This is a genomic window from Pseudorhodoferax sp. Leaf265, assembly GCF_001422365.1.
In the GTDB taxonomy this organism is placed as follows: domain Bacteria; phylum Pseudomonadota; class Gammaproteobacteria; order Burkholderiales; family Burkholderiaceae_C; genus Pseudorhodoferax.
In genome coordinates this window covers 145,954-171,359 of sequence record NZ_LMMT01000034.1, presented here as the reverse complement: position 1 = coordinate 171,359, position 25,406 = coordinate 145,954, and the positions used below count along the sequence as shown (strand labels likewise).

Genomic DNA, 25,406 nt, shown 5'->3' with positions numbered 1-25,406 from the left:
GCGATCCGCCAGGCCGTGGCGACCGAGAGCGCCGAGCAGCACCGCCAGTTCGGCACCGAGGACTTCCAGGAAGGCGTGGCTGCGATGGCGTCACGGCGCGTGCCGCTGTTCACGGGGCGCTGGCCGCGGCCAGGGCTCCCCGCCTGGCGCCGGCCGGCCTGGCCGTGGCGGCGCTGCCCATCGAGGCCGCCATGATCAGCGCGATCGCCAGCCACTGCGCCGCGCTGAGCCGCTCGCCAAGGAGCACCAGCGCCAGCACGGCGGCCACGGCCGGCTCCATGCTGATCATGATGCCGAAGGCCTGCTTGGGCAGCCGCTGCAGCGCCAGCATCTCCAGCGAGATCGGCACCGCGCTGGACAGGATGGCCACGCCCAGGCCGATGCCCAGCACCGGCAGCGAAAGCAGCGCCGTGCCCGCATGCGCCACGCCCACCGGCAGCACCACCAGTGCGGCCACGGCCAGGCCCAGGGACACCGACAGGCCCGCCGGCACATGGCCCACGCGCTTGCCGAACACGATGTAGGTGGCCCAGCACAGCGCCGCCAGCAGCGCGAAGCCCACCCCCACCGGGTCGAGCGTGTCGACGCCGTGCCCCAGCGGCAGCAGCAGCGCCAGCCCGGCCACGGCCAGCGCCACCCAGATGAAATCCACCGGCCGGCGCGAGCCGTAGAGCGCCACCGCCAACGGACCCGAGAACTCGATGGCCACGGCCACGCCGAAGGGCAGCGTGCGCAGCGCCATGTAGAACGCCAGGTTCATGAGGCCCAGCGCCACGCCGTAGCAAGCGATCACGCGCAGGTCGGCGCGGCCGGGCAGGCGCCGCCAGGGCCGCCACAACAGCAGCAGCACCACGGCCGACAGGCCCACGCGCACGGCCGTCGTGCCCTGCGCGCCCACCAGCGGGAACAGGCTGGTCTTGGCCCAGGAGGTGCCGATGCCCAGGAAACCGACGGCGCCAAGGATGGCCAGGAAGGGAAACCAGAAAGAGGAAGCGGCAAGGGGGCGGTGCGAAGACATTCGCGAGAATGTATTGCGCCAGGCCTCTGGTTCTGACTTGGATTTGGCCCGTCGAACGCAACTTTCGCTCACACCCATGCCCGCAAAAGCAGCCAACGCCCTGGACAGCTTCGACCTCGCGATCCTGGACATCCTGCAGCGCGACAACACCGTGCCGCAGCGCCTCATCGCGCAGGCGGTGCACCTGTCGGCCCCGGCCGTGCAGCGGCGCATCCAGCGCCTGCGCGAGACCGGCGTGATCCGCACAGAGGCGGCCCAGCTCGACGCCGCCAGGCTCGGCCGCCCGCTCACGCTGCTGGTGGAGGTGCATGTGCACGACGAGCACCCGCGGCGCACGGCCGGCTTGCATGCGCGCATCGCGGCCGAACCCGCCGTGCAGCAGTGCTACGCCATCACGGGCGAGGCCGACTACCTGCTGGTCGTCACCGCGGCCTCGATGGCCGACTACGACGCGCTGGTCGAGCGGTTGCTGCGCGGCGACGAGAACGTGCGCCGCTTTCGCACCTCGGTGGCACTGGGGTGCCTCAAGCTCGGGCTGCAGGTGCCGGTGCTGCAGGATTGAGACCCGGCCGGCAACCCGAACGGCCGCGCGAAGGGGCGCACGCGCTGCGATGCGCCGCCCCCGGCTTCCCGTCGCACGGAACTGTTGCGCAGGCCCGCGGCGATCCACCTGTAGAAGCTGACAGGAATGGACACACACGGTTTCCGTGCCGCCGGCATGCTTGTCTAGACTCTGCGCCCGTGCGCAACAACAAACCAAGAACGTTCCCATGGACAACCTGATCGACCAGCTTTCCGTCACCGTCACCTCGGCCCGCACGCTGGAAGAGCTCACGCGGCCGCTGCTGGAAATGCTGGAGTCGGTCACGGGCATGGAGTCGACCTACCTCACGACGGTGGACCTGCAGCACAGCGTGCAGGAGATCCTGTACGCGCGCAACGTCGGCACGATGCAGCTGCCCGAGGGACTGTCCGTGCCGTGGGGCGACACGCTGTGCAAGCGCGCGCTGGACGCGAACCAGCCCTTCGCCAACGACGTGGACCAACGCTGGGGCGACTCCGCCGCGGCGCGCGAGCTCGGCATCCAGACCTACCTCAGCACGCCCGTGCACAAGGCCGACGGGGCGCTGTACGGCACCCTGTGCGCCGCCAGCGCGACACGGCACGAGCTGCCGCCCCAGGCGCAGCGCATGCTGGCACTGTTTTCCAAGCTGATCGCGCAGCAGGTGGAACGCGAGGAACTGCTGCAAAAGCTCCTGCATGCCAACGCCCGCCTGACCGCGCTGGCCACCACCGACCCGCTGACCCAGCTGGCCAACCGGCGTGCGCTCAAGCAGGAACTCAAGCGCCTGCTGGCGCTGGGCGTACGGCAGGGCACGCCGGTGCTGGTGGCCTTCATCGACCTGGACGGCTTCAAGGCCATCAACGACCGGCATGGCCACGACGCCGGCGACCAGTTCCTCGTGGCGCTGGCGGACCGTTTGCGCGCGGTGCAGCGCAAGGAAGACCTGGCCGCGCGCTGGGGCGGCGACGAGTTCGTGGTCGTCGGCCTGGGGCCGGACCGGCCCGAGGACCTGCCCGCCGCGCGCGACGCCTTCCAGCTGCGCGTGCTGCAGGCCACGGCGGGCGAGTACCGGCTCGACAAGCTCAAGCTGCACTACCCCGGCGCCAGCGTGGGCGTGCTGGGTGTGCTGCCGGGCACGCTGGATGTCGAGGCAGCGTTGCAGGCTGCCGACGCGCTGATGTACGAGGTCAAGCAGGCGCGCCGGGGCGCGGCGCAGAAGAGGCCGGGCTGAGCCTGCCCCTGTCCGCCGCGGGCCTCAATCCACACGCGCGCCCGAGTCCTTGACCACCTTCGCCCAGCGCGTGAGTTCGGCGTCGATGTGCGCGCCCAGCGCGGCTGGCGTGGACCCGACCAGCTGGTAACCGCTGGCCTCCAGCTGGGCGCGGATCTCGGGCTGGGCCACCACGGTGGCGATCTCGCGGCTCAGCCGCTCGGTGATCTCGGCCGGCGTGCCCGCTGGCGCGAGGATGGCGTACCAGCCGTTCACCACGAAGTGGGGCACGCCGAGCTCCTGCATGGTCGGCACCTCCGGCAGCATGGGCATGCGGCGCTCGCCGGTCACGGCCAGCGCATGCAGCTTGCCGGCCTTCACATGCGGCAGCGACGTCGAGGCGCTGTCGAAGGCCAGGTTCACCTCGCCGCCCAGCAGCGCGTTGACCATGGGCGCGCTGCCCTTGTAGGGCACGTGCGTCATCTTCACACCGGCCGCCGTGCTGAAGTACTCGGCCGCCAGGTGGCTGGTGTTGCCGTTGCCGGCCGAAGCGAAGGTCACTTTGCCAGGGTGGGCCTTGGCCTCGGCGATGAGCTCGGGCACCGTGCGCGCCTTCAGCGAACTGCTGCCCGTGACCAGCAGCGGCAGGTTGGCCACCAGCGAGACCGGGGCGAAGTCCTTGCGCGTGTCGTAGGGCAGCCTGGGGTACAGGCTGGCGTTGATGGCGTGCGCGGCCAGCACCATGATGAAGGTGTATCCGTCGGGCCTGGCGCGCGCGGCGTACTGCGAGGCCAGCGTGCCGCCTGCGCCGGGCTTGTACTCCAGCACCACGGGCTGGCCCAGGCGCTCCTGCAGCTTGATCGACAGCGGCCGGGCCACGAGGTCGGCGCTGCCGCCGGGCGGGTACGGGATGACCAGCTGGACCGGCCGCTCGGGCCAGGCCTGCGCGAAGGCGGGCGGCGCGGCGGCCGCGCCGAGGGCCAGGGCAGCGGCGGCGAGCAGTTGGCGGCGGAATGTCGGCATGGTGTGTCTCCTTGGTGTCTTGTCACCGCGCAGTGTCGCCCCGGGCCGCCCGCGCAGGTGTCGCGCCCGCGCTGGCCTAACATGGCCGCCTCCCCGCTCCCGACCCTGCCATGACCACCTCCTCCCACCTCACCATCCTGACCGGCGCCTCGCGCGGCATGGGCCTGGCCATGGCCCGGCAGCTGCTGCAGGAAGGCCAGCACCTGCTGTGCATCGCGCGCCAGGCCAACGCCGAACTGGCCCAGGCCGGCGGCGCCCAGTGCACGCAATGGCAGGCCGACCTGGCCGACGGCGCGGCCGTGGCTGCGCGGCTGGACCACTGGCTCAGCGGCCACCACGGCGCGCGCTGGGCCAGTGCCACGCTGATCAACAACGCGGGCGTGATCCCCGCGCTGGTGCCGCTCAGCGACTCCGACCCGGCCGACCTGGCGCGCGCCCTGCGCGTGGGGCTGGAGGCGCCGATGCAGCTGTGCGCGGCCTTCCTGGGCGCCACGGGCGGCTGGAGCGGCCAGCGCCGCGTGCTCAACATCTCCTCCGGCCTGGGCCGGCGCGCCCAGGCCTCGCAGTCGGCCTACTGCGCGGCCAAGGCCGGCATGGACCACTTCACGCGCTGCATGGCGCTGGACGAGGCGGCGCGGCCGAACGGCGCCAAGGTCTGCTCGCTCGCGCCCGGCGTGATCGACACCGACATGCAGGCCCAGCTGCGCGGCGCCGACGTGGCGCGCTTCCCGGACCAGGGCAACTTCGCGAAGATGCATGCGGGCGGGCAGCTGACCTCGCCCGAAGAGGCGGCGGCGCGCGTGCTGGCCTACCTGGCGCGGCCCGACTTCGGCGCCAACCCGGTGGCCGACGTGCGCGATCCCGCATGACGACATCGGATCACCTGGTCGCCACGCCGGCCGGCCGGCTGTTCGCGCGCAGCTGGACGCCCGAGGGCGCCGCTGCCGACACCGCGCCCGTGCTGCTGTTCCACGACTCGCTGGGCAGCGTGGCGCTGTGGCGCGACTTCCCGGCCGCGCTGGCGCAGGCGGCGGGTCGGCGCGTGGTGGCCTACGACCGGCTCGGCTTCGGCCAGTCCGATGCCTGCAGCGAGACGCTGACGCCGGCCTTCGTGCGCCACGAGGCGCAGGCCAATGTGCCGGCCCTCGCCGAGCAACTGGGCCTGGCGCGCTTCGTGGCCTTCGGCCACAGCGTGGGCGGTGCCATGGCCGTGGAGACGGCGGCCGCGTTCGGCGAGCGCTGCACGGCGCTCGTCACCGAGTCGGCGCAGACCTTTGCCGAGGACCGCACGCTCGAAGGCATCCGCGTGGCCAAGGCGCAGTTCACCGAGCCCGGCCAGATCGAGCGCCTGGCCCGCTACCACGGCGACAAGGCGCGCTGGGTGCTCGCCGCCTGGACCGAGACCTGGCTGTCGCCCGCCTTCGCCGACTGGTCCATCCACGCCGTGCTGCCGGCCGTGCGCTGCCCGGTGCTGGCCATCCATGGCGAGGACGACGCGTACGGCTCGCTCGTGCACCCGCGCCGCATCGCGGCCAGCGTGGCCGGCACGGCCGAGACGCTGCTGCTGCCCGGCTGCGGCCATGTGCCGCACCGCGAGCAGCCGCAGCCGGTGCTGGCGGCCGTGGCGCGGCTGCTGGCCGGCGTCGGCTGATGCGCTACCTCGGTGGCACTGGCGGCGCTGGCGGCGCCTGCACGTCGTGCACCACGCGTGCGTGGCGGCGGAAGGTCCAGTAGGCGCTGGCCCAGTCCATCAGCACGATGAGCCGGTTGCGAAAGCCGATCAAGAAGAAGATGTGCACGAACAGCCAGAACAGCCAGGCAAAGTAGCCCGAGAAACGCAGCGGGCCGAACGGCGTGGGCACGTCGGCCACGGCCGAATGGCGGCCGATGGTCGCGAGGTTGCCCCAGTCGCGGTAGCGAAAGGGCTGCGTGGCCCGGCCCGCAATGCGTGCCAGCACGTTGGCCGCCGCGCAGCGCCCCATCTGCTTGGCGCCCGGTGAGACGCCCGGCACGGGCTTGGGCGGCTGGCCCGGCATATGGCTCATGGCGGCGGCCAGGTCGCCGACTACGCTGATCTCGGCGTGGCCGGGCAGGCTCAGGTCGGGCCCCACCTGCACGCGGCCGGCGCGGTCCAGGCTCGCGCCCGTGGCCTCGGCGACCAGCCGGCCCAGCGGCGAGGCGGCGACCCCGGCCGCCCAGGTGATGCAGCGGCTGGCGATGCGCTCGGTGCGTGCCTGCGGCATGTTGGCGTCCAGTGTGATGTCCAGCCCCTCGGCGTCGATGCGCGTGACGAGCGCCGCCAGCCGCACGCGCACGCCCAGGGCCTGCAGCTGTTCGCGTGCACGTTCGCTCAACGCGGGCGGCATGGCCTGCAGCACGCGCGCGCCGCCCTCCACCAGCAGCACCTCGGCATCGGCCGGCGTGATGCGTCGGAACTCGCCGGTCAGCGTGTGGCGCGCGATCTCGGCCAGCGTGCCGGCCATCTCCACGCCCGTGGGCCCAGCGCCGATCACGACGAAGGTCAGCAGCGCGCGGCGCCGGGCCGGATCGTGCTCGCGCTCGGCCGCCTCGAAGGCCAGCAGCACGCGGCGGCGGATCTCGAAGGCATCGGCCAGCGTCTTGAGTCCGGGCGCATGCACGGCCCAGTCGCCGTGGCCGAAGTAGCTGTGCGTGGCGCCGGCCGCCACGATCAGGTGGTCGTAGGCCAGGCGCTCGCCATCGGCCAGCTGCACGCTGCGCGCCGCGGCGTCGATGCCGGTGACCTCGCCGAGCAGCGTGGTCACGTTGGGCTGGCGCCGGAACAGCAGCCGCGCCGGGGCCGCGATCGAGGGCGCGGCCAGGCCGGCCGTGGCCACCTGGTAGAGCAGCGGCTGGAACAGGTGGTGGTTGGTCTTCTCGACCACGGTCACGTCGACCGGCGCGCCGGCCAGCGCACGCGCGGCTTCCAGGCCGCCGAAGCCGCAGCCGACGATGACGACGCGCGGGCGCGCGCCGGCAGGAGATGGTGCTTGCATGCGGGGCATTATGGGCAGCGCATGCGGCACCGCCGCCGGCTTGCCCTCAGTAGCGCAGGTCCAATGCCACGCGCACCGAGCGCGGCGCGCCGTAGTAGCTGTTGCCGGTGCTCATGTAGTACCACTTGTCGAACAGGTTCTGCAGGTTGACCGAGACCTGCAGCTTGGGCGTGACCGCATAGCGCGCCATCAGGTCGACCACGGCATACGCGCCCTGGACGAAGCGCGTCCGCGCCGGCCCCAGGTTGTCGGTGTAGATCTGGTTCTGCCAGCGCAGCCCGCCGCCGACCACCAGGCCGTTGCCCACGCCCGGCAGGCGGTACGAGGTGTACAGCTTGGCCACGCTCTGCGGCACGTTGGTGTTGAGCGGGGCGCCCAGGCGGTCGCGCGTCTGGTTGCGCGCGAAGCTGGTGGAGACCTCCCAGCCGCGCGCGAGCTGGCCGGCTAGCTCGAGCTCGAAGCCGCGGCTCTTGGTGCCGGACGTGGCTTCATAGGCCTGCGAGCCATCGGGCGCGAAGCTGTCGGTGATGGCGATGGCCTTGTTGTCCTCCTGCGTCTCGTAGACCGCGGCCGAGACGTTCAGGCGGTCGTCGAAGAAGGCGCCCTTGATGCCCAGTTCGCGGCTGTTGCCCATCAGCGGGTCCAGGTACCTGCCGTCCACGGTCTTCTGGCTCTGCGCCTGGAAGATCGTGGTGTAGCTGGCGTAGGCCGACCAGTGCGCGTCGATGTCGAACACCACGCCGGCATAGGGGATCACCTCGCCGGTCTCGCGCAGCAAGGTGGTGGTCGTCACGCCCGTGCGGTTGCTGGTGCTCGCCGTGCCGCGGCGCCAATCGGTCACGCGCGCGCCAGCGATCAGCGACAGCGCATCCGTGGCGCGCAGCCGCACCGAGGCGAAGGCGCTGTTGCTGCGCTCGTCCATGGCGTTGGTGCCGACGGCCGGGTTGGGCGGCGCCGCGGGGCTGCTGCCGTCCCAGGTGTAGATGTTGTCGATGGCGTTGCTCCAGCCGGCATGGGTCCAGTTGGTGTAGGACGGGCTGTGCCGCTGGGTGCGTGCGTGCGTGGCGCCCACCACCAGATCGTGTTCGCGGCCGAACAGGCCGAAGCTGCCCTTGGCCTGCAACGCCAGCACGTTCTGGCGCGGCTTGTACTCCCAGTGGGTGGCCCAGATGCCCACGCCGGCCCCGGTCTCGCGCACCGGGTTGCCGGCGCTGGCGTAGCCGACCAGTTCATCGGAGAAGGTGACGGTGCGCATGGCCGTGGCCTGGAGCTCCCAGCCGTTGTCGAACGCGCGGTCCAGCGCGACGAAGCCCGAGGTGCTGTGGCGCTTGGAGTACGACCAGCCCGGCGCCGCCGAGTCGGAGCGGGCCCAGTGCGTGCGCGTGCCGTCGCTGTAGTAGGCCGGCAGGCCGCCTCGGGCATGGCCGGTGGAGTCGTGGCGCTGCTCGCTCAGGCCGGCGCGCAGCAGCGTGTGCGGCGCCAGATCGGCCTCCAGCACGCCATACAGCACGGTGCGGTCTTCCTGCAGCCGGTCGATGTAGGACTTGGCGTCCTGCTTCGCCGCGACCAGGCGGCCGCGCAGGCTGCCGGCGGCGTTCAGCGGGCCGCCCACGTCCAGGTCGGCGCGGTAGTGGTCCCAGGAACCGGCCTCCACCCGGGCCGAGGCCTGGAACGCGCGCGTCGGCTTCTTGCGCACCATGTTGATCGCGGCGCTGGCCGTGCCGGAGCCGTTCATGAGGCCGGTGGCGCCGCGCACGATCTCCACGCGGTCGTACAAGGCCATGTCCTGGCTTTGGAAGATGCTGGAGTAGCTCTCCAGCATCTTGATGCCGTCGACCATGTAGTTGTCGACCGCAAAGCCGCGCGAGTAGATCGGCGAGCTGTCCGAGCCGACGTTGCCGCCCTGGGCCACGACCAGGCCGGCGGTCTGGGCCGCCACGTCGGTCAGCTGGGTCAGGCCCTGGTCTTCCATGCGCTGGCGCGTGATGACGCTGACGGACTGCGGCGTTTCGCGGATCGACAGCGGCAGGCCCGTGGCGGTGGCGGTGGAGCGCGTGGTGTAGCTGCCGCTGCGCTCGGTGGTGCCGTCGGCCAGCGCCTGTGCCTTGACCGTGACCGGGGCCAGCACCGCACCGGACGCACCCTCGGCCGGCGGCGGTGCCACCGCCTTCAGCACGAAGCCGCCAGCACGCTCGCTGGCAATGGCCATGCCGCTGCCGGCCAGCAGCCGTGCCAACGCCTCGCGCGGCAGCAGCAGACCCTGCACCGCCTGGCCGCGGCGCCCGGCCACTTCGACCTCGTCGAACAACAGCTGCGCCCCCGCCTGCCGGCCGAAGGCACCGAGCGCCACCGCCAGCGGCTGGGCCGCGATCTCGAACTGCGCCGGCTGCTGCGCCCGCGCCTGCGGTGCCGCCAGCACGGCCAGCGCGCCGGTCAGCAGCAGCGCTGCCGACGGTCCCCGGGCCGTGCCCGCCTGCTCCATCGCGCGCCCGCGCGCGCCCCCCATCCTGCGTGTCCGCATCTGCACATCCTGTGGTTGCCATGGCGGCGCGCTGAGCGCGCCGCGGGTGTGCGGCCGTTGGCTGGGCCCCGGTGGTCCGGGGCAGGTGGCTGGCAGCCGGACGGCCGGGAAATTCCGGCCGTTGCTGTGAAAGACGCGCGATCGGCGCGCAACACGAACCTGCGCACCAAAAAAATTCAGCGCTGGGTGATCGTCCAGCCACCGGCCTCGCGGTGCACGCGCACGGGCACCAGGTCGGGCAGCAGTTCCAGGAAGCCCTCGGGCGCTGCGGTGGCCAGGTAGCCCGACACCGGCAGCTGCGCCAGTTCCGGGCTGGCCAGCCGCACGGGCCGGCCCAGGTAGCGGGCCAGTTCCTGGGCCACCTCGCCTAGCGGCATGCGCTGCAGGCGCAGGTGTCCGCTGCGCCAGTCGCCCACCGTCTGGACCGGCGCCGGCACGGCCTGGTGCCGGCCGGTGGCGATGTCCACCGCGATGCCGGCGCCCGGGCCCAGCCGCAGCACGGGACCCTGGGCCGCACGCAGGTCGGGCCGCAGCTCGACCTGGCCCTGCTGCACCTGCAGCACCAGCGTCGCGGGCGCTGCGCGCAGGTTGAAGGCGGTGCCGACCACGGTCACGCGGCTGTGCCCGGCATCGACGCTGAAGGGGCGCTGCGGGTCCGGCGCCACGCGGAAGAAGGCCTCGCCCTGCGCCAGGGTCAGCACGCGCCGGCGCGGCTCGTAGCGCACCTCCAGCCGGCTGCCTATGTTCAGCGCCACCTGCGAACCATCGGGCAGCGTCACCTCGCGTGTCTCGTGCGGGCCGGTGGCGAAGTGCAGGCGCTGCGGCGGCGCCCCGTTCCAGGCGTGCCAGCCGCCGCCCAGCGCCAGGCAGCCCAGCAGCCCCAGTACCGCGCCGCGGGCCAGGGTCGTGCGGCGCGTGGACGGTTTCGACGTTGGCACAACCGGCCCATGGCGCAGCCGCAGCGCGCAATGCGCCTGCGCGCGGCCGATGTGGCGCGACACCATGCGCAGCGAGATGCCCATGCGCTGCGCCACGTCCTCCTGCGTCAGGCCCTCCACGGCATGCAGCGTGAAGGCTTCGCGCTGGCGCGCGGGCAGCTCGGCCAGCGCGGCATCGAGCCGGGCCAGCTGCTGGCGGTGGTGGGCGGTGTCCAGCGGGTCGCTGGCCGCATCGGCCGGCAGGGACTGCAGCGCGTCGCCGCAGTCCTGCGCCGAGACCAGTTCAAGGGCCTGCGTGCCGCCGCGCCGGCGCCACGCGTCGATGTCGGCATGGGTGGCCGAGCGGGCCAGGTAGGCCTGCTCCTTGCCGGCCAGCGGCATGCGGCCGGTGGCGGCCATGCGCACGAACACCTGCTGCGCCAGGTCCTCGGCGTCGGCGCGGCTGCCCAGGCGGCCCTGCAACAGGCGCACCAGCGGCAAACGCCAACGCCGGTAGAGGCTGGCCAGGCCAGCCGGCACCGGCGACCAGTCGGCCGCCATGCCGTCCGCTGGCGGCATGGTGGCCGGTTCGCGCTTCATGGATGCGGCGCATTCTATCGAGAACTATTCTCATCCTCTCGTTGCGCCGGCAGCGCCCGCGCCTGGCGACTCAGAAGTCGTAGCGCACGCCAAGGTTCACGCTGCGCGGCGCGCCCCAGGTGTAGAACAGGCCCTGGCTCGTGAAGTTGGTGACGCCCGAGAAGTACTTCCTGTCGAAGGCGTTGTCCACGTTGAGCGTGACGCTCAGGTGGCGGTCGATCTGGTAGCGGGCCATGAGGTCGAACAGCCAGTAGGCGTCCTGGCGCAGCGTGGCCGCGCCGCGGCTGGTGGAGATAGCGCTCTGCCAGCGCATGCCGCCGCCCAGCGTGAGGCCTTGCAGCGCGCCGCCCGCGAAGCGGTAGCTGCTGCCGAGTTTGAACTGGTGCCTGGGCGTGGTGGAGGTGCTGCTCAGGCTGCTGTCGTTCTGCACGTAGCTGCCCTGGGCCTGCCAGCCGCGCGCGAGTTCGCCCGAGAGTTCGAGCTCGTAGCCGCGCCGGATCACGCCGTCCACGGCCCGGTAGATGCTCTCGCCGTTGTCGTTCAGGCCCACCTCCTCGGCGGTGTTGTCGGTGCGCATCCAGAAGTAGGCCAGGCTGGCGTTCAGGCGCTTGTCGAAGAACTCGCCCTTGGCGCCGATCTCGAAGGTCTTGCCCTCTTCCGGGGGCAGCGCGCGTTCGGATGCGTCCTTGGCGCTCTGCGCCGAAAAGATGCTGGCGTAGCTGCCGTAGACCGAGATGTCGCGCGCCACGTCGACGACCAGGCCGGCGTAGGGCGTGACCACGCCGCGTTCGTGCATCTGGTAGTTGTACCAACCGATGTCGGTCACGTCGTTCTGGTCGTAGTCGGTCACGCGTGCGCCGACGATGAGCTTGACCGGGTCGGCCAGGTTGAAGCGGCTGGTGGCGTAGGCGTAGCGGTTCCTGCGGCTGAACAGGTCGTTGGAATAGGACAGGCTGTTCCAGTCCGGTTCGGCGATGCCGGCGCCACCACCGGCGTAGGTGACGCCGGCCGCGGCCAGCGTGGCGTTCAGGCTGCTGCCGCGCAGCAGCGTGGTGCGCGCGCGTGTGTTGCCGATGCCCACGAGCAGGTCGTGCTGGCGGCCGAACAGCTGGAACGGGCCCTGCACGTCCAGGCTGAGGCTGTCGTTGCGGTCGTGGATGTCGGTGTAGCGGTTGTATTGCACCTGGCCCGGCAGCGCGTAGCGCAGGTAGCCGATGCGCATGTCGGGCGTCTGCACGGTGTCGCGCGCCAGCTGCAGCCGGGCCGACCAGCCGCCGGCGAAGCGGTGCTCCAGCCGCGCGAACAGGCCCAGCGACTCCTGGTCGTAGCCGGCCCAGGAAGCGCCGTTGTTGTAGGAGCGCGGCATGCGCGCCACGGCCACGCCATCGCCCGAGAAGGCCTGGATCGGCGTGGTGCCGGCGGCGCCGCGCAGCGTGCGCTCCTTGTAGGTCAGGCCCACGCCGAGCACGGTGTCGGGCGTGAGATCGGCCTCCAGCGTGCCGTACACCGTGCTGTTGCGGTTGTGCTGGCGGTCGCGGAAGGAGTCCGCGTCCTTGTGCGCGGCCACCAGTCGCCCGCGCAGCGTGCCGGCGGCGTTGAGTGGGCCGCTGATGTCGGCGTCGGCGCGGTAGGTGTTCCGGCTGCCCACGCCGACCTTGGCGCTGGCCTGGAACTCGCGCGTGGGCCGCTTGCGGACCAGGTTGACGGTACCGCCGTAGGCGCCATCGCCGTTGACCAGGCCCGACGAGCCCTTGAGCACCTCGACGCGGTCGATCTCGGCCATGTCGTCCAGCGAATACATGATGTGGCTGTTCCAGCCCCAGCCGCTGGACAGCAGCCGGTTGCCGTCGATCTTCAGGTTCGCCGTGGAGCCGCGCACGTTGAAGGTGGTCATGTCGGCCTGCCGGCTCACGGTGACGCCGGGCGTCTGCACCAGCACGTCGGCCAGCGTTTCCAGGTGGAAGTCGTCCATGCGCTGGCGCGTCATGACGCTGACCGACTGCGGCGTCTCGCGCAGCGTGAGCGCCAGGCCCGTGGCGGCGCCGCTGGGGCCGGCGGCGGTGTAGCTCTCGGTGCCTTCGGTGCGGCCGTCGCGTTCGGCCTGGGCCGTCACGCGGACTTCGGGCAGTGCCACGCCGGCGGCGCCGGTGGCGGTGGCGGCCGGGCGCGCGGCGGCTGCGGGCTCGGCGGCGCGGCGCAGCGTCCAGGTGCCGTTCTCGGCCACCACCGCCTGCAGGCCGGTGCCGGCCAGCAGCGTGGCCAGGGCCTGCGTGGGCGGCAGGCTGCCTTGCACGCCGGAGCTGGCCAGGCCGCGCACCAGTTCGGGCTGGTAGGCCAGCAGCACACCGGAGCTGCGCGCGAAGGCGGTCAGCGCGGCATCGAGCGGGCCGGCCGGGATGCTGTAGGCCACGGGCTGGGCCGCGGCGGTCTGGGCCCGTGCGGCAGGTGTGGCCAGCGGGCCGGCGATGGCGCAGAAGGCCGCGAGTGCGGCGGAAAGCGTGGTGGCGGGAAATGCGTGCATGGTGCTCGGGAAAGGAGGAGGAAAAGGTGGCTCTCCCCTCCTTGTCGCGCGAGGCGCGAAAAGGTGCAGACCTCAGGCAGGCCCGATGCGCACCCAGTAGCGCACGGGCACGCGCACCTGCACCGGCAGCACCTGCACCAGGGCCTGCAGGATGCGGTCGGTGTCGGCCAGCGGGAACACACCCGACAGGCGCAGGCCGGCCACCTCTGGCGCCAGCTGGATGAGGCCGGGCCGGTAGCGGCGCAGCTCGTCCACGAAGGCGTCCAGCCGCATGTCGGAGGCCACCAGCACGCCGTCGGCCCAGGCCGGCGCGGGCGGCGGTGGCAGCGCTTCGGCGGCCATGCCATCGGCTTGCAGCCGGGCGGCCTGGCCGGCGCCGATGCGCAGCACGGAGGCCGCGCCGCGCAGTTCCACCGCGCCCTCGAACACGGCGACCCGGGTGGCCTGGGCGTGCGGGCCGTCGGCGTCGTGGCGCACCGTGAAGCGCGTGCCGAGCGCCTGGGCACGGCCGGCCGGCGTGTCGACCACGAAGGGACGCCTCAGGACCTGGGTGTCTGGCGCGGTGGCGATCAACAGTTCGCCACTGTGCAGGCGCAGCCGGCGCAGCGTGGGGCTGAAATCGATGTCGAGCGCGGTGGCGGTGTTCAGCAGCAACTGGGTGCCGTCTGGCAGCTGCAACCGGCGCTGCTCGCCCTTGGCGGTGCGCACCTCGGCCAGCCAGCCGCGCGTGGCCATCTGCTCGCGGCCGGCATAGACCGCCAGGCCGGCCACGGCCAGCGCGGCCATGCCGCCCAACGCACGGCGCCGTTGCGGGGCCACCGGCCGACCGGCCAGGGCGGCGGAAAGGCCCGGTGCGCCCGTGCGCCAGCGCGCATCGGTGGTTTCGACATGGCGCCAGGCCTGCTCGTGCAACGGGTCCGCGGCACGCCAGCGCCGCCATTGCGCACGGCTGGCCTCGGTCGCCTCGCCCGACCACAGGTGCACCAGCCATTCGACGGCGGCATCGACCACGGCCGCCGGCAGCAGGGTGGCCCCCGTCATGCCGCGCTCTGTGGGAAATAGCACTGGCGGATGGCGCGCGCCATGTACTGCTTGACCGAGCTCAGCGAGACGCCCAGCCGCTCGGCGATCTCGGCATAGGACAGGCCGTCGAGCTGGGCCCACAGGAAGGCCTGGCGCACCTTGGCCGGCAGGCCGTCCAGGATGCGGTCGATCTCCAGCAGCGTCTCCAGCACGATGGCACGCTCCTCGGGAGAGGGTGCGAGGTTCTCGGGCAGGTGGGCCAGCGCGTCGAGGTAGGCACGCTCGACCTCGCGCCGGCGCAGGTGGCTGACCATGACGCGCCGCGCCACAGTGGTCAGGAAGGCGCGCGGCTCACGGATGTCCTCCAGCGCGGTGCGCGATTCGATCACGCGCAGGTAGGTGTCGTGCGCGAAGTCGGCCGCATCGCCCGCATGCCCGAGCCGGCGCTGCAGCCAGCCGCGCAGCCAGCTGTGGTGCTGCTGGTAGAACTGGATCAGGGGCTGGTGCGGATTCACTGGATGAGAAGAATTCTTATTCCCTCATTGTAGGTCCGCCGAAACCTGCTGCGCTCTGCAAGGCGCGTCCTGGGCACCATGCCGGCCATGGAGGCCGCACCGACCCCTGGTTCAGTACTTGCTGATGTAGCCGTGGATCATCGCCCGCACCAGCGGCTCGAAATCCAGGATCTTGTCGGTGCTGAGCACCGCGCCCAGCGGCGCCGGGCCCGGCAGAGGCGTCGGTGGCACGGGCCGGCCGGCACGCATGCGGCCGACCAGCGGTTCGACCCCCGTCTCGCCCTGCAAGTGGGCATGGCGCTGTGCATAGAGCACGCCCAGCAGGGCCACGCCGGGCGAGCGCTGCGCTGGCATGCTCCCCTCGCCTGCGGTGGCCGGCGTGCACAGGAACACCGGCGCGCCGCCCATGCCGGGGTGGCAGGGGGCGTCGACCAGGAACTGCGGCGCACCGCCATACGGCAGGTCGGCGTGGGTGGCCGTGATGCCCAGGCGCGCCACGGGTTGCAGCTGCTGCGGATCCCACAGGCCCAGCGGATAGCCCAGCACGGCGACGGCTTCCAGGTGGGCCAGCTCGGCGCGCTGCTCGCGCGGCAGGATGGCCGAACGCGACAGGTAGGTGATGTGGTAGTCGTTGCCTTCGGCCTTGATGGCCTGCAGGCTGGCACCGGCGAACACCAGCACCAGGTCGATCGAGGGATCGGGGTGCGGATGGCACTTGTCCTCGAAATCGGGGATGCGGCATTCCAGCGGTTGCTGGGGCTGCAGCCGGCCATCGGCGTCCTTGCGCGTGATGAAGAAGCGGCCGCTGCGCGCGCCGTGCACCACGTGGCGGCTCGTGATCAGGCAGGGGCTGCGCTTGCCGTTCTCCAGCTGGAAGGCGAAGAAGAAGCCGGTGCCGCACTGCACGCCAGTGGGCGTGTCGCACTCGATGCGTGCAACGCAGTAGCCCACCTCATCGGTCAGTTTTTGCGATCCGGCAAGTGGCATGTCAAGACGCGCTGCAAGGTGTCACACAGATGTTTCGGATGCTAACCGAGCAGATGGGTCCGGGGTTTCCGCAAATCAATGGAAATCCCGGCTGCGGCTGCGCTGCTGCCCCAGCCGGCCCAGCCAGGGTGTGAGGTCGCGCAGCCGCTCGGCCACGAGGTGGCGCACCTGGCCGCCGCTGTCCACGTCGCGCTGCCACAGGCCCTCGACGGCCAGCAGGCGCGCCTTGAGCAGCGGTTCGCGCTGCTGCTCGCGCACGCGTTTCCAGACGATCACGTTGACCGGGCCGGTCTCGTCCTCCAGCGTCACGAAGATGGTTTCCTTGGCCGTGCCGGGCTGCTGGCGCACCGTGACCAGGCCGCAGGCGCGCACGCGCCGGCCGTGCGGCAGTTCGTTCAACTGCGCGGCATTCAGGATGCGCCAGCGCGCCAGGCGCTCGCGCAGCAGGGCCAGCGGGTGGCGGCGCAGCGTGAGGCCCGTGGCGTCGTAGTCGAACAGGATCTCCTCGCCCTCCTTGGCCGGCAGCAGCGACAGTTGGGCCTCGTGCACGGGCGCGCCGCGCAGCAAGGCCGGCGCGCGGTGGCGCGCGGCGGCTTCCCAGACCTGCTGGCGGCGGTGGCCGGCCAGGGATTGCAAGGCATCGGCCGCGGCCAGCGCGTCGAGTTCGCGCCGGTCCAGCGCGGCGCGCAGCGAGAGGTCTTCGACGTCGGCGAAGGGGCCGGCGGCGCGGGCTTCGACGATGCGCTCGGCGGCCGGCTTGTTGAAGGCCTTGACCAGGCGCAGGCCCAGGCGCACGGCGGGCTGGCCTTCTGGTGCGGGCCGCGCGCGCATGCCGGGCGCATCTTCCAGCGCGGCGTCCCAGTCGCTGTAGGACACGTCGGCCGCGCGCACTTCGACGCCGTGGCGAAGCGCGTCCTGCACGAGCTGGGACGGCGGGTAGAAGCCCATGGGCTGGGAGTTCAGCAGCGCGGCCAGGAAGGCCGCCGGCTCGTGGCACTTGAACCAGCTGCTGGCATAGGCCAGCAAGGCGAAGCTGTAGGCGTGGCTCTCGGGGAAGCCGTACTCGCCGAAGCCGCAGACCTGCTTGTAGATGCGCTCGGCGAATTCTTCGCTGTACTCCTTGGCCACCATGCCGTCGATCAAGCGCTTGCGCCAGGGCGTGATGTCGCCCTCCTTCTTCCAGGCGGCCATGGAGCGGCGCAGTTGGTCGGCTTCGCCGTTGGTGAAGCCGGCGGCGATGACGGCCAACTGCATGACCTGCTCTTGAAAGATGGGCACGCCCAGGGTGCGCTCCAAGGCGGGGATCAGAGCGGGTTTCTCGTAACGGATGGGTTCACCCTTGTCACGTTGCGCGCGGGCCTTCAGGTAGGGATGCACCATGCCGCCTTCGATCGGCCCGGGCCGCACGATGGCGACCTCGACCACGAGGTCGTAGAACACGCGCGGCTTCAGCCGCGGCAGCATGGACATCTGCGCGCGGCTCTCGATCTGGAACACGCCGACCGTGTCGGCCTGGCAGATCATGTCGTAGGTCTCGGCATCCTCGATGGGGATGCCGGACAGGTCCCATTGCCGGCCGCGCAGCGGGTTCACGAAGTCCAGGCAGCGGCGCAGTGCCGTGAGCATGCCCAGCGCCAGCACGTCGACCTTCATGAGGCCCATGCGCTCCAGGTCGTCCTTGTCCCACTGGATCACCGAGCGGTCCTTCATGGAGGCCTTCTCGATGGGCACGAGGCTGGTGAGCCGGCCTTCGGTCAGCACGAAGCCGCCCACATGCTGGCTCAGGTGGCGCGGAAAACCGCGCAACTGCTCTGCCAGCACGACCCACTGCAGCACGCGGCGCGGATCGATGTCGATCTTGAGCGCCTCCAGCAGCACCGGCAGGCGCTCGCCGATCAGACCGGCGTCGAACCAGTGGTGCTCCTTGGCGAAGGCATCGACGAGCGCGGCCGGAATGCCCAGTGCCGCGCCCACGTCGCGGATCGCGCTGCGGCGCCGGTAGCTGATGACCACGGCAGCGATGGCGGCACGGTCGGCGCCGTACTTCCGGTAGATGTACTGGATCACCTCCTCGCGGCGCTCGTGCTCGAAGTCGACGTCGATGTCGGGTGGATCTTTCCGGCGCTCCTTGCTGATGAAGCGTTCCATCAGCGGGTGCGACAGCTGCGGGTCAGCCGCGGTGATGCCCAGGCAGTAGCAGACCACCGAATTGGCGGCCGAGCCACGGCCCTGGCACAGGATGCCCAGGCGGCGCGCCTCGCGCACGATGTCGTGCACGGTCAGGAAGAACATTTCGTACTCGCAGTCGGCGATGAGTTTCAACTCCGTCTCGACCTGGTGCCGGATGTCTTCGGGCATGCCACCCGGATAGCGCAGTCGCTCGGCCTCGGCATAGGTCAGCCGACGCAAGGCTTCGGTGGGCGAGAGCCCCAGGGGGAGTGCTTCTCGCGGGTAGTGGTAGGCGATCTCCTTCAGGTCGAACTGGCAGCGTTGGCGCACCGTCTCGGTCGCCGCCAGCAGCTCTTGCGGATAGATCTGCCGCAAGGTCACGCGCGAGCGCAGCCGCCGCTCGGCATTGGGCTCGAGCGCGAAGCCGCAGTCGGCCACGGGCTTGCCCAGGCGCACGGCCGTCAGCACGTCGTGCAGGGGCTTGCGCGCACGCGCATGCATGAGCACGCCGCCGGCCGCGACCAGGGACACGCCGGTCAAGGCGGACAGCTGGCGCAGTTGGCGCAGCCACAGCGCGTCGTCGGCCGCGCCGGCGAGCTCGACCGCCAGCCACAGCCGTCGGCCGAACAGCGCATGCAGCCGGCGCAAGGTGGCGCGCAGTCGCAGCGGGTCCGGCGCAGAGTGGCGGTCGGGCACGCAGAGAATTTCGCAGTTGCGCAGCGAGGCCCAGTCGTCGTCCCAGCCGATGCGGTAGTCGCCCTTGTCGACCTGCTGGTGCCGGCGCGCGTGCGAGATCAGTTCGCACAGCTGGCCCCAGCCCACGAGGTCGTGCGGCAACACCACCAGGCGGCAACCGGGCAAGGCGAACTCGCTGCCGGGCAGGAACCGGAAATCACGCCTGTAGCGCTGCCCGTGCTTTTGCTCCGCCTCTTCCAGCATGGTCTCGTAGTCCTTGAGCGCCATGTACGCACGCACCACGCCGGCCACGGAGCATTCGTCGGTCAGCGCCAGCCCGCGGTAGCCCAGGCGGTAGGCCCGCACCACGAGCTCGGCCGGGTGCGAGGCGCCGCGCTGGAAGCTGAAGTTGCTGATGCAATGCAGCTCGGTGTAATCGCCCAGCGGATCCGCCATGTCGGACACGGGCTGTGGCAAGGGCCATTGCCAGGGATCGCGTTCTTCGTCCTTCTCCTGGGCATTGCGCGAGGGATCAGGCATAGGCGCCCTGCAGGAACCAGCGCGGTTCGGCCTGGCCGCTGTGCGGCCGCTCGCTGTACAGCCACAGCAGGCCCCCTGTCGCGCTGCGGGCCAGCCGGTAGTCGCGCATGGCGGGCTGGGCGGCGTCCAGATCCCACCACCCCGCCCCATCCACGCGGCGCGGCCTGGCCAGCAACTGCAGCGGACCATGGAAGACGGGTTGGCCCTGCCGGTCCATGTCCAGCGGCAAGGGTTCGCGCAGCAGCCAGGCCGGGTACAGCGCGGCGTCGGGCGCCAGTTCCTCGGCGGTCGGCGCGCCGCCCTGCTGCGCCTCCTGCGCGGGCACCCAGCGCTGCATGCATTCGGGCCGGTGGTCGGCCACGAGCCGGGGCACCAGCACGCGGTCCGCGCCCAGGCGCGCGGCCAGGCGCTCGACCAGCGCGTGCAGGGGCTCGCCCTGCTGCCGCTCCTCGGGCAGCAGGCTGGCGCTGGCATTGGGCAGCGGCGCCACCTCCAGCGTGCGCAGGCGCAGGTGGTTGGCCGGCGCGGCCAGGTGCCGGTGCTGCAGGTGCTCGAGCAACAGCCGGCGCAGGTGTGCCATGTCCTGGGTGGGCCGGGCCGTGCGGATGGGCAGGCGGTCCAGGCGCGGCAGGCTGCGGCCGTCGATCCGGCGCAGGTCGTGCGTCCACTCCAGTTCCAGCGCCAGCACACCGCGCTGGCCCGCGCGCAGCCAGGTGTGCAGCGCGTCCAGCAGGCGCTGGCCGGTCCACAGCAGCTCGGGCGCGGCGGTGGCGATGGCGGGCAGCTCCAGGTTCTGGTCGAACACGGGCGGCAGCCGGCACCAGTCGTATGCGGCCGGGCGCTCGCCGTAGGCCTGGTCCAGCGCCTCCAGCAAGGCGGCACCGAAACGGCGCGCCACGCCGGCACGCGGCAGCGCGCGCAATGCGCCGAAGCTGCGGCAACCGGTGCGCTCGAGGACGGCCAGGGCCGCCGCCGCGGCTGCGAGCGTGTCGAGCGGCAAGCCGTCCGGCACCTGCTCGGGCGGTGCACGGTCCTGGCATTTCAGCAACAGCAGTGCCAGCGCGACCGGGGCCGTGCGGCCGCGTGCCCAGGCCCGGCACGGCTGCAATGCGCCCGGCTGCAGCAACTGCTGCAACAGCGCGCGCAGGCCGCCCCACAGCCGCAGCGTGCTGGCCACCTCCAGCAGCACGCAGCCCTGCTCCACGGCCACGCGCGGCGTGAAGCGCAGCGCCTGCCAGCACCAGGCCTGCAGCTGCTCCTCAGGCGGTGACAGGGCGATCCAGGCCATGGCGGGTCTCGGTTGGCACGGCCGGCTGCGCAGCACTGGCACGCCGGCGCAGTGCCAGCAGTGCAGCCAGTGCCGGCGCCTCGGCCGGCAGCGTGAGCGGCCTGGCCATGGGCGGGCCGCGGCGCTTGAACACCAGCACCTGCAGTGCCGCCTCGCCCTCCAGCCGCAGCCGCAGCGGCGCCGGCGAAGATTCGGCCTGCGCCGCGGCCGGCCGGAAGGCGAACAGCGGCTTGCCATGGTCGAGCGCGGCCAGGTGCAGCCGGCGCAGCCCGTCGGCCCGCACGCGCGGCAGCCAGGCCAGCACGGCCGGCACATCGGCGCAGCGCACCGCCTGCTCGGCCGCCCACAGCCGCGCCTTGTCTTCCTCAGTGCATACCCACAGCAGCCGGGCGGCCGGCAGGCCCTGCGCGGCCAGTGCCGGCGCGAAGGGCTGCAGGCCCTGGGGCGCACCGACCAGGGCCACCGGGCCGCGCGCAGCGGCGACCAGCTGCGCCAGTGCCGGCAGCAGCACGCGCCAGTCGTGGCAGGCCGAGCGGGCCTGCAGCAGCTCGGTCAGCCCGGCCGCGGGCCAGCCGCCACCGGGCAGTTCGGCGTCCAGCACCGCGTGGCCGCTGGGCAAGGCAGCGGCCGGGGCCAGGCCCAGCGCATCGCCACGCCAGACATCGGCCCGCTCCGGCAAAGAAGAGGACGCCATGGGGTTCACAATTTACTGGTTATTCGTACAGCATTATCCAGCCCGCGCCGGCCCGGTCAAGCCGCCGCACTGTCTTATGGATGTCACACCCGGCACCAGCCGCAGCGGTGCGCCAGAGAGCGGACCGTAGAATCGAATGAGAAACGTTTTCAGTCCTTTTCGCCCTGCCCATGCAGCCCACCCACCCAGAGTCCGTCGGCTCCCTGTACGCCGAGCACCGCAGCTGGCTGCAGACGCTGCTGCACCGCAAGCTGGGCTGCCCGCACAAGGCCGAGGACTTCACGCACGACACCTTCCTCAAGGTGCTGCTGTCGCAGGCCTCCGCCGCGCTGCGCGAGCCCCGCGCCTTCCTGACCACGGTGGCGCACGGGCTGGTGGTCTCGCACTGGCGCCGGCTGGAACTGGAGCGCGCCTACCTGGACGCGCTGGCCACGCAGGGCCAGACCCTGGCTGGCTCACCCGAAGAACAGGCGCTGGCGCTGGAGGCGCTGCAGCAAGTCGACACACTGCTGGCCGGCCTGTCCACCAAGGCACGCCAGGCCTTCCTGCTGGCGCGGCTGGACGGCCTGGGCTATGCCGAGATCGCTGCCGAGCTCGGCGTCTCCGACCGCATGGTCAAGAAGTACATGGCGCAGGCCATGCACAGCCTGCTGCTGAACCATGCATGAGCCTCGCCCGGCCGCCCGAAGAGGCGCGCACCTCCGCGCACAGCGTGGAGGCTAGTCCAATGAACACGGCAGATGCCGTGCTGCGCGAAGCGGCCGAATGGTTCGCCACCCTGCAGGACAGTGCGACGAACGAAGGCGAACGCCAGCGCTGGCGCCAGTGGCTGGCTGCCGATCCGCGCCACGCAGAGGCCTGGGACCGCGTCGAGGCGCTGAGCCGCCAGTTCGACCAACTGTCGCCGCGGCTGGACCGCAGCGCGACCCGCAGCGCCTTCGGCCAGCTGGACCGCAGCCGCCGCCACCACATGAAGCGCATGGGCCTGGCCGCCGGTGGTGGCCTGCTGGCCTTTGCCGGTCTGCGCGAGCAAGGCTGGCAGCGCTGGACGGCCGACCACGCCACCGCCGTGGGCGAACGCCGCGAAGCCCTGCTGCCCGACGGCAGCCGGCTCTGGCTCAACACCGACAGCATCGTGCGCCTGGCCTTTGACGGCCGGCAACGCCAGCTGCAACTGCTGCGCGGCGAACTGCGCATCGACACGGCGGCCGACAGCGCGCAGCCGGCGCGGCCCTTCGAGGTCGCGCTCGATGCAGGCTGGCTGCGCCCCGAAGGCACGCGCTTTTCCGTCCGGCGCGAGGGCGACGCCTGCCAGGTGACCGTGTTCGAAGGCGCGGTGCGCGTGCAGCCGCGCACGCTGGCGCAGGACCTGCTGCTGCCGACTGGCCAGCAGCTGCGCTTCGACGCCCAGGGCGCCGGCACGGCCCAGGCCGCCCCACCCCACGGCGATGCCTGGACGCGCGGCATGCTCGTGGCCGATGGCATGCGCCTGGCCGAGCTGGTGGCCGAACTCGCACGCCACCGGCGCGGCCACCTGGCCTGCGCGCCCGAGGTGGCCGGGCTGCGCGTGGTCGGCGCCTACCCGCTGGACCAGCCCGAGCAGATCTGGCAGGCGCTGGAACGCAGCCTGCCGGTGCGCGTGTTCCGGCCCATGCCATGGTTCGTGCGCATCGAAGCCGCCTGAGCGCCTGCGCCCTGCTGCTGGCCGTCGCATCGGCCTGGGCACAGCCCGCCGCCACCGCGGTGCGCGACTGGCGCATTCCTGCCGGTCCGCTGGGCCGCGCACTGGCCCAGCTCGCGGCCGAGGCCGGTGTGCTGTTCTCGGCGGATGCGCGCCTGCTGGACGCGCGCAGCACACCCGGCGTGCAGGGCCGCTACGCGTTGCCGCAGGCCTTCGGCCAATTGCTGGAGGGCTCGGGCCTGGAGCTGGTGCAGGAAGGCCCGCACTACACGCTGCGCCAGGCCGCCGCCACGCCGCCGCCGCCCGCGGCCCGCCCCCCCGATGCCGCCGCCACGCCCACCGTGCTGCCCCAGGTGACGGTGCGCGCGCCCGCCTTCGTCGACGCGCCGGCCTACACCAGCACCGCCGCGCCGGCCCTCACGCGCAGCGCCACGCCGCTGCAGGAACTGCCGCAGTCGCTCACGGTCCTGACACAGGACTTCATCGCCGACCTGGCGGTGCAAAACATCGCGGAGCTGCTGCGCTACGTGCCCGGCGTCGGCGCGGCCCAGGGCGAAGGCAACCGCGACACGCCGGTGTTCCGCGGCCTCAGCACGACGGCGGCCTTCCTCGTCGACGGCCTGCGCGACGACATGCCCTACTACCGCGACCTCTACAACGTCGAGCGCGTGGAAGCCCTGCGCGGGCCCGATGCCATGCTGGTCGGCCATGGCGCGGTGGCCGGCCTGATCAACCGCGTGGGCAAGGCACCGGACTGGAGCACCAGGCGCGAGCTGACACTGGCCACCAGCACCGACCGGCAACGCCGCGTGACGCTGGACAGCACGCAGGTCCACGGCACCGACCTGGCCTCGCGCCTGAACCTGCTCCACGAGACATCGGACGGCTGGCGCGACGGCTTCCAGCTGCGCCGCCTGGGGGTGAACCCGGTCGTGCGCTGGCGCCTGCCGGGCCGGGCCCAGCTGACCCTGGGTTACGAGCATTTCCAGGACAGGCGCACCGACGACCGCGGTATCCCGTCCTGGAACGGCCGACCGCTCGCCACCGACCGCGCCAGCTTCTTCGGCAACCCCGACGAGAGCTTCACCTGGGTGCGCCTGAATGCGCTGAGCGCGCAGCTCGAAGTGGACCTGGGCGATGGCCTGCGCCTGCAAAGCCGGCTGCGCCATGCCGACTACGACAAGTTCTTCCAGAACGTGTTCGCCGGCAGCGTGCGCGAGAACGCCGGCCAGCGCGAGGTGGCGCTGCTGGCGCACAACAGCCGCACGCGGCGCCAGAACACCAGCAGCCAGACCGATCTCGGCTGGTCCTGGATGCAGGGCGCCGTGGAGCACCAGCTGCTGGCCGGCATCGAGCTGTCGCGCCAGGCCGGCGACAACTGGCGCGAGACCGGGTTCTTCGCCGACGGCAGCACCACGCTCTACCTGCCGGTCTCGCAACCCACGTCCTGGGTGCCGCTGACCTGGCGCAGCCGGCCGGGCGACCCCAACAGCCGCAGCGAGGCGCGCCAGGTCGCGTTGTACCTGCAGGACAGGATCCGCTTCACACCCCAGTGGCAGGCCACGCTGGGCCTGCGGCACGACAGCCTCTCGGTGCGCATGCAGGACATCGCCCAGAACCGCGCGCCGTCCAGCCAGGACCAGCTCTGGTCGCCGCGCGCCGCCCTGCTCTGGCAGGTGCACGACGCGCTCTCGCTGTACCTGGGCAGCAGCGTGGGCTATGCGCCACGCGCCGGCGAGCAGCTCATCGGGCTGAACCCGGGCAACCAGGCCCTGCGCCCCGAGCAGTTCGTCAACCACGAACTCGGTGCCAAATGGCGCCCACGGCCCGGCCTGGAAGCCAGCGCCGTGCTCTACCAGTTGGACCGTCGCAACGCGAGCGTGACGGACATGGCCACCAACACCCAGGCCCTGATCGACGGCCAGCGCACGCGTGGCCTGGAACTGGGCCTGTCGGGCAACTGGCGCCCCGGCTGGCAGGTGATGGGTGCCTACGCCTGGCAGGACAGCCGCGTGCGCGCCACGCAATCGCCGGCCGCGCCCGCGGGCGCCGTCATGCCGCACGTGCCGCGCCACAGCCTCTCGCTGTGGAACCGCGTGGCGCTGAACCCGCAATGGGCCATGGGCCTGGGAGCCAGCCTGCGCGGCATGGTGTTCGCGAGCACCGACAACAGCGTGCGCCTGCCCGGCTACGCGCGGGTGGACGCCGCGCTGTACTACACGCCCGCGCCCGGTCTGCGCGTGCAGGCCAACGTCGAGAACCTGCTGGACCGGCGCTACTACGCGTTCGCGCACAGCAACAACAACACCATGCCGGGGGCGCCGCGCACGCTGCGGCTGGCGTTGAGCACGGCGTTCTGAAGCTCGCGACATACCGCAGTTCCCCTTTTCGGATCTCGTGCGGCAGGTGGTGGAAGAGCTCTCAGCACAGAACTTCCTTGTCCAC

At 72.0% G+C, this 25,406-nt stretch carries 19 protein-coding genes; 7 read left to right on the top strand and 12 right to left on the bottom strand.

Translation table 11 applies throughout. The features are described from left to right. Positions 1 to 109 precede the first annotated feature (109 nt). Positions 110 to 1,018 (bottom strand): DMT family transporter, encoded by a 909-nt coding sequence (locus ASF45_RS22385; protein ID WP_056668128.1) that lies wholly within the window; start codon positions 1,016 to 1,018, stop codon positions 110 to 112. A gap of 76 nt (positions 1,019 to 1,094) precedes the next feature. On the opposite strand from ASF45_RS22385, the gene ASF45_RS22380 reads away from it, so the two are divergent. Together ASF45_RS22380 and ASF45_RS22375 are read left to right on the top strand one after the other, a co-directional pair. After that, a complete protein-coding gene (locus tag ASF45_RS22380) occupies positions 1,095 to 1,580 on the top strand; it encodes an Lrp/AsnC family transcriptional regulator (RefSeq protein ID WP_056668125.1) in 486 nt (161 codons plus the stop codon). 208 nt (positions 1,581 to 1,788) lie between these two features. After that, positions 1,789 to 2,814, top strand: a complete 1,026-nt coding sequence (locus ASF45_RS22375) for a sensor domain-containing diguanylate cyclase (protein ID WP_056668122.1) — start codon at positions 1,789 to 1,791, stop codon at positions 2,812 to 2,814. 24 nt (positions 2,815 to 2,838) lie between these two features. Here the strand turns inward: ASF45_RS22375 and ASF45_RS22370 are convergent, their stop codons facing one another. Further along, positions 2,839 to 3,816: a tripartite tricarboxylate transporter substrate binding protein gene (locus ASF45_RS22370; RefSeq protein ID WP_056668119.1), complete on the bottom strand. Its 978-nt coding sequence runs from the start codon at positions 3,814 to 3,816 to the stop codon at positions 2,839 to 2,841. Between the two features lie 110 nt (positions 3,817 to 3,926). On the opposite strand from ASF45_RS22370, the gene ASF45_RS22365 reads away from it, so the two are divergent. Continuing rightward, positions 3,927 to 4,685 carry an SDR family NAD(P)-dependent oxidoreductase gene (locus tag ASF45_RS22365; RefSeq protein WP_056668115.1) on the top strand — a complete coding sequence of 253 codons (759 nt, stop codon included), beginning with the start codon at positions 3,927 to 3,929 and terminating at the stop codon, positions 4,683 to 4,685. Then, positions 4,682 to 5,467, top strand: coding sequence for an alpha/beta fold hydrolase (locus tag ASF45_RS22360; protein WP_056668113.1), 786 nt, complete (start codon positions 4,682 to 4,684; stop codon positions 5,465 to 5,467). The genes ASF45_RS22365 and ASF45_RS22360 overlap by 4 nt, the downstream gene beginning before the upstream one ends. Positions 5,468 to 5,471: 4 nt before the next feature. Here the strand turns inward: ASF45_RS22360 and ASF45_RS22355 are convergent, their stop codons facing one another. From ASF45_RS22355 to imuA, 10 genes are all read right to left on the bottom strand, one after another. Continuing rightward, a complete protein-coding gene (locus ASF45_RS22355; RefSeq protein ID WP_369802156.1) occupies positions 5,472 to 6,839 on the bottom strand; it encodes an NAD(P)/FAD-dependent oxidoreductase in 1,368 nt (455 codons plus the stop codon). Between the two features lie 37 nt (positions 6,840 to 6,876). After that, positions 6,877 to 9,351 carry a TonB-dependent siderophore receptor gene (locus tag ASF45_RS22350; RefSeq protein WP_235581001.1) on the bottom strand — a complete coding sequence of 825 codons (2,475 nt, stop codon included), beginning with the start codon at positions 9,349 to 9,351 and terminating at the stop codon, positions 6,877 to 6,879. A 176-nt stretch (positions 9,352 to 9,527) separates the two neighbouring features. Continuing rightward, positions 9,528 to 10,868, bottom strand: coding sequence for a sigma-70 family RNA polymerase sigma factor (locus ASF45_RS22345; protein WP_056668103.1), 1,341 nt, complete (start codon positions 10,866 to 10,868; stop codon positions 9,528 to 9,530). A gap of 70 nt (positions 10,869 to 10,938) precedes the next feature. Then, positions 10,939 to 13,389 carry a TonB-dependent receptor gene (locus ASF45_RS22340; RefSeq protein WP_056668100.1) on the bottom strand — a complete coding sequence of 817 codons (2,451 nt, stop codon included), beginning with the start codon at positions 13,387 to 13,389 and terminating at the stop codon, positions 10,939 to 10,941. 72 nt (positions 13,390 to 13,461) lie between these two features. After that, the gene (locus tag ASF45_RS22335) at positions 13,462 to 14,430 is read right to left on the bottom strand and encodes a FecR domain-containing protein (RefSeq protein ID WP_056668097.1); all 969 of its coding nucleotides are present in this window, start codon (positions 14,428 to 14,430) and stop codon (positions 13,462 to 13,464) included. Further along, positions 14,427 to 14,927, bottom strand: coding sequence for a sigma-70 family RNA polymerase sigma factor (locus tag ASF45_RS22330; RefSeq protein WP_056668094.1), 501 nt, complete (start codon positions 14,925 to 14,927; stop codon positions 14,427 to 14,429). Before ASF45_RS22330 ends, ASF45_RS22335 begins: the two co-directional genes overlap by 4 nt. Positions 14,928 to 15,038: 111 nt before the next feature. Continuing rightward, entirely contained in the window at positions 15,039 to 15,914 is an 876-nt protein-coding gene (locus ASF45_RS22325) for a serine protease (RefSeq protein ID WP_156473144.1), read from the bottom strand. A gap of 75 nt (positions 15,915 to 15,989) precedes the next feature. After that, a complete protein-coding gene (locus ASF45_RS22320; protein ID WP_056668786.1) occupies positions 15,990 to 19,214 on the bottom strand; it encodes an error-prone DNA polymerase in 3,225 nt (1,074 codons plus the stop codon). A 76-nt stretch (positions 19,215 to 19,290) separates the two neighbouring features. Beyond that, the gene (locus ASF45_RS22315; RefSeq protein WP_056668089.1) at positions 19,291 to 20,586 is read right to left on the bottom strand and encodes a hypothetical protein; all 1,296 of its coding nucleotides are present in this window, start codon (positions 20,584 to 20,586) and stop codon (positions 19,291 to 19,293) included. Continuing rightward, positions 20,558 to 21,280 (bottom strand): translesion DNA synthesis-associated protein ImuA, encoded by a 723-nt coding sequence (gene imuA, locus ASF45_RS22310; protein WP_056668086.1) that lies wholly within the window; start codon positions 21,278 to 21,280, stop codon positions 20,558 to 20,560. The genes ASF45_RS22315 and imuA overlap by 29 nt, the downstream gene beginning before the upstream one ends. 170 nt (positions 21,281 to 21,450) lie before the next feature. On the opposite strand from imuA, the gene ASF45_RS22305 reads away from it, so the two are divergent. The 3 genes from ASF45_RS22305 to ASF45_RS22295 are packed head-to-tail and all read left to right on the top strand — an operon-like array spanning position 21,451 to position 25,321. Further along, positions 21,451 to 21,948: a sigma-70 family RNA polymerase sigma factor gene (locus ASF45_RS22305; protein WP_056668084.1), complete on the top strand. Its 498-nt coding sequence runs from the start codon at positions 21,451 to 21,453 to the stop codon at positions 21,946 to 21,948. A gap of 59 nt (positions 21,949 to 22,007) precedes the next feature. Then, the gene (locus ASF45_RS22300; protein WP_056668081.1) at positions 22,008 to 22,964 is read left to right on the top strand and encodes a FecR domain-containing protein; all 957 of its coding nucleotides are present in this window, start codon (positions 22,008 to 22,010) and stop codon (positions 22,962 to 22,964) included. After that, the gene (locus ASF45_RS22295) at positions 22,937 to 25,321 is read left to right on the top strand and encodes a TonB-dependent siderophore receptor (RefSeq protein ID WP_056668078.1); all 2,385 of its coding nucleotides are present in this window, start codon (positions 22,937 to 22,939) and stop codon (positions 25,319 to 25,321) included. The genes ASF45_RS22300 and ASF45_RS22295 overlap by 28 nt, the downstream gene beginning before the upstream one ends. Positions 25,322 to 25,406 lie beyond the last annotated feature (85 nt).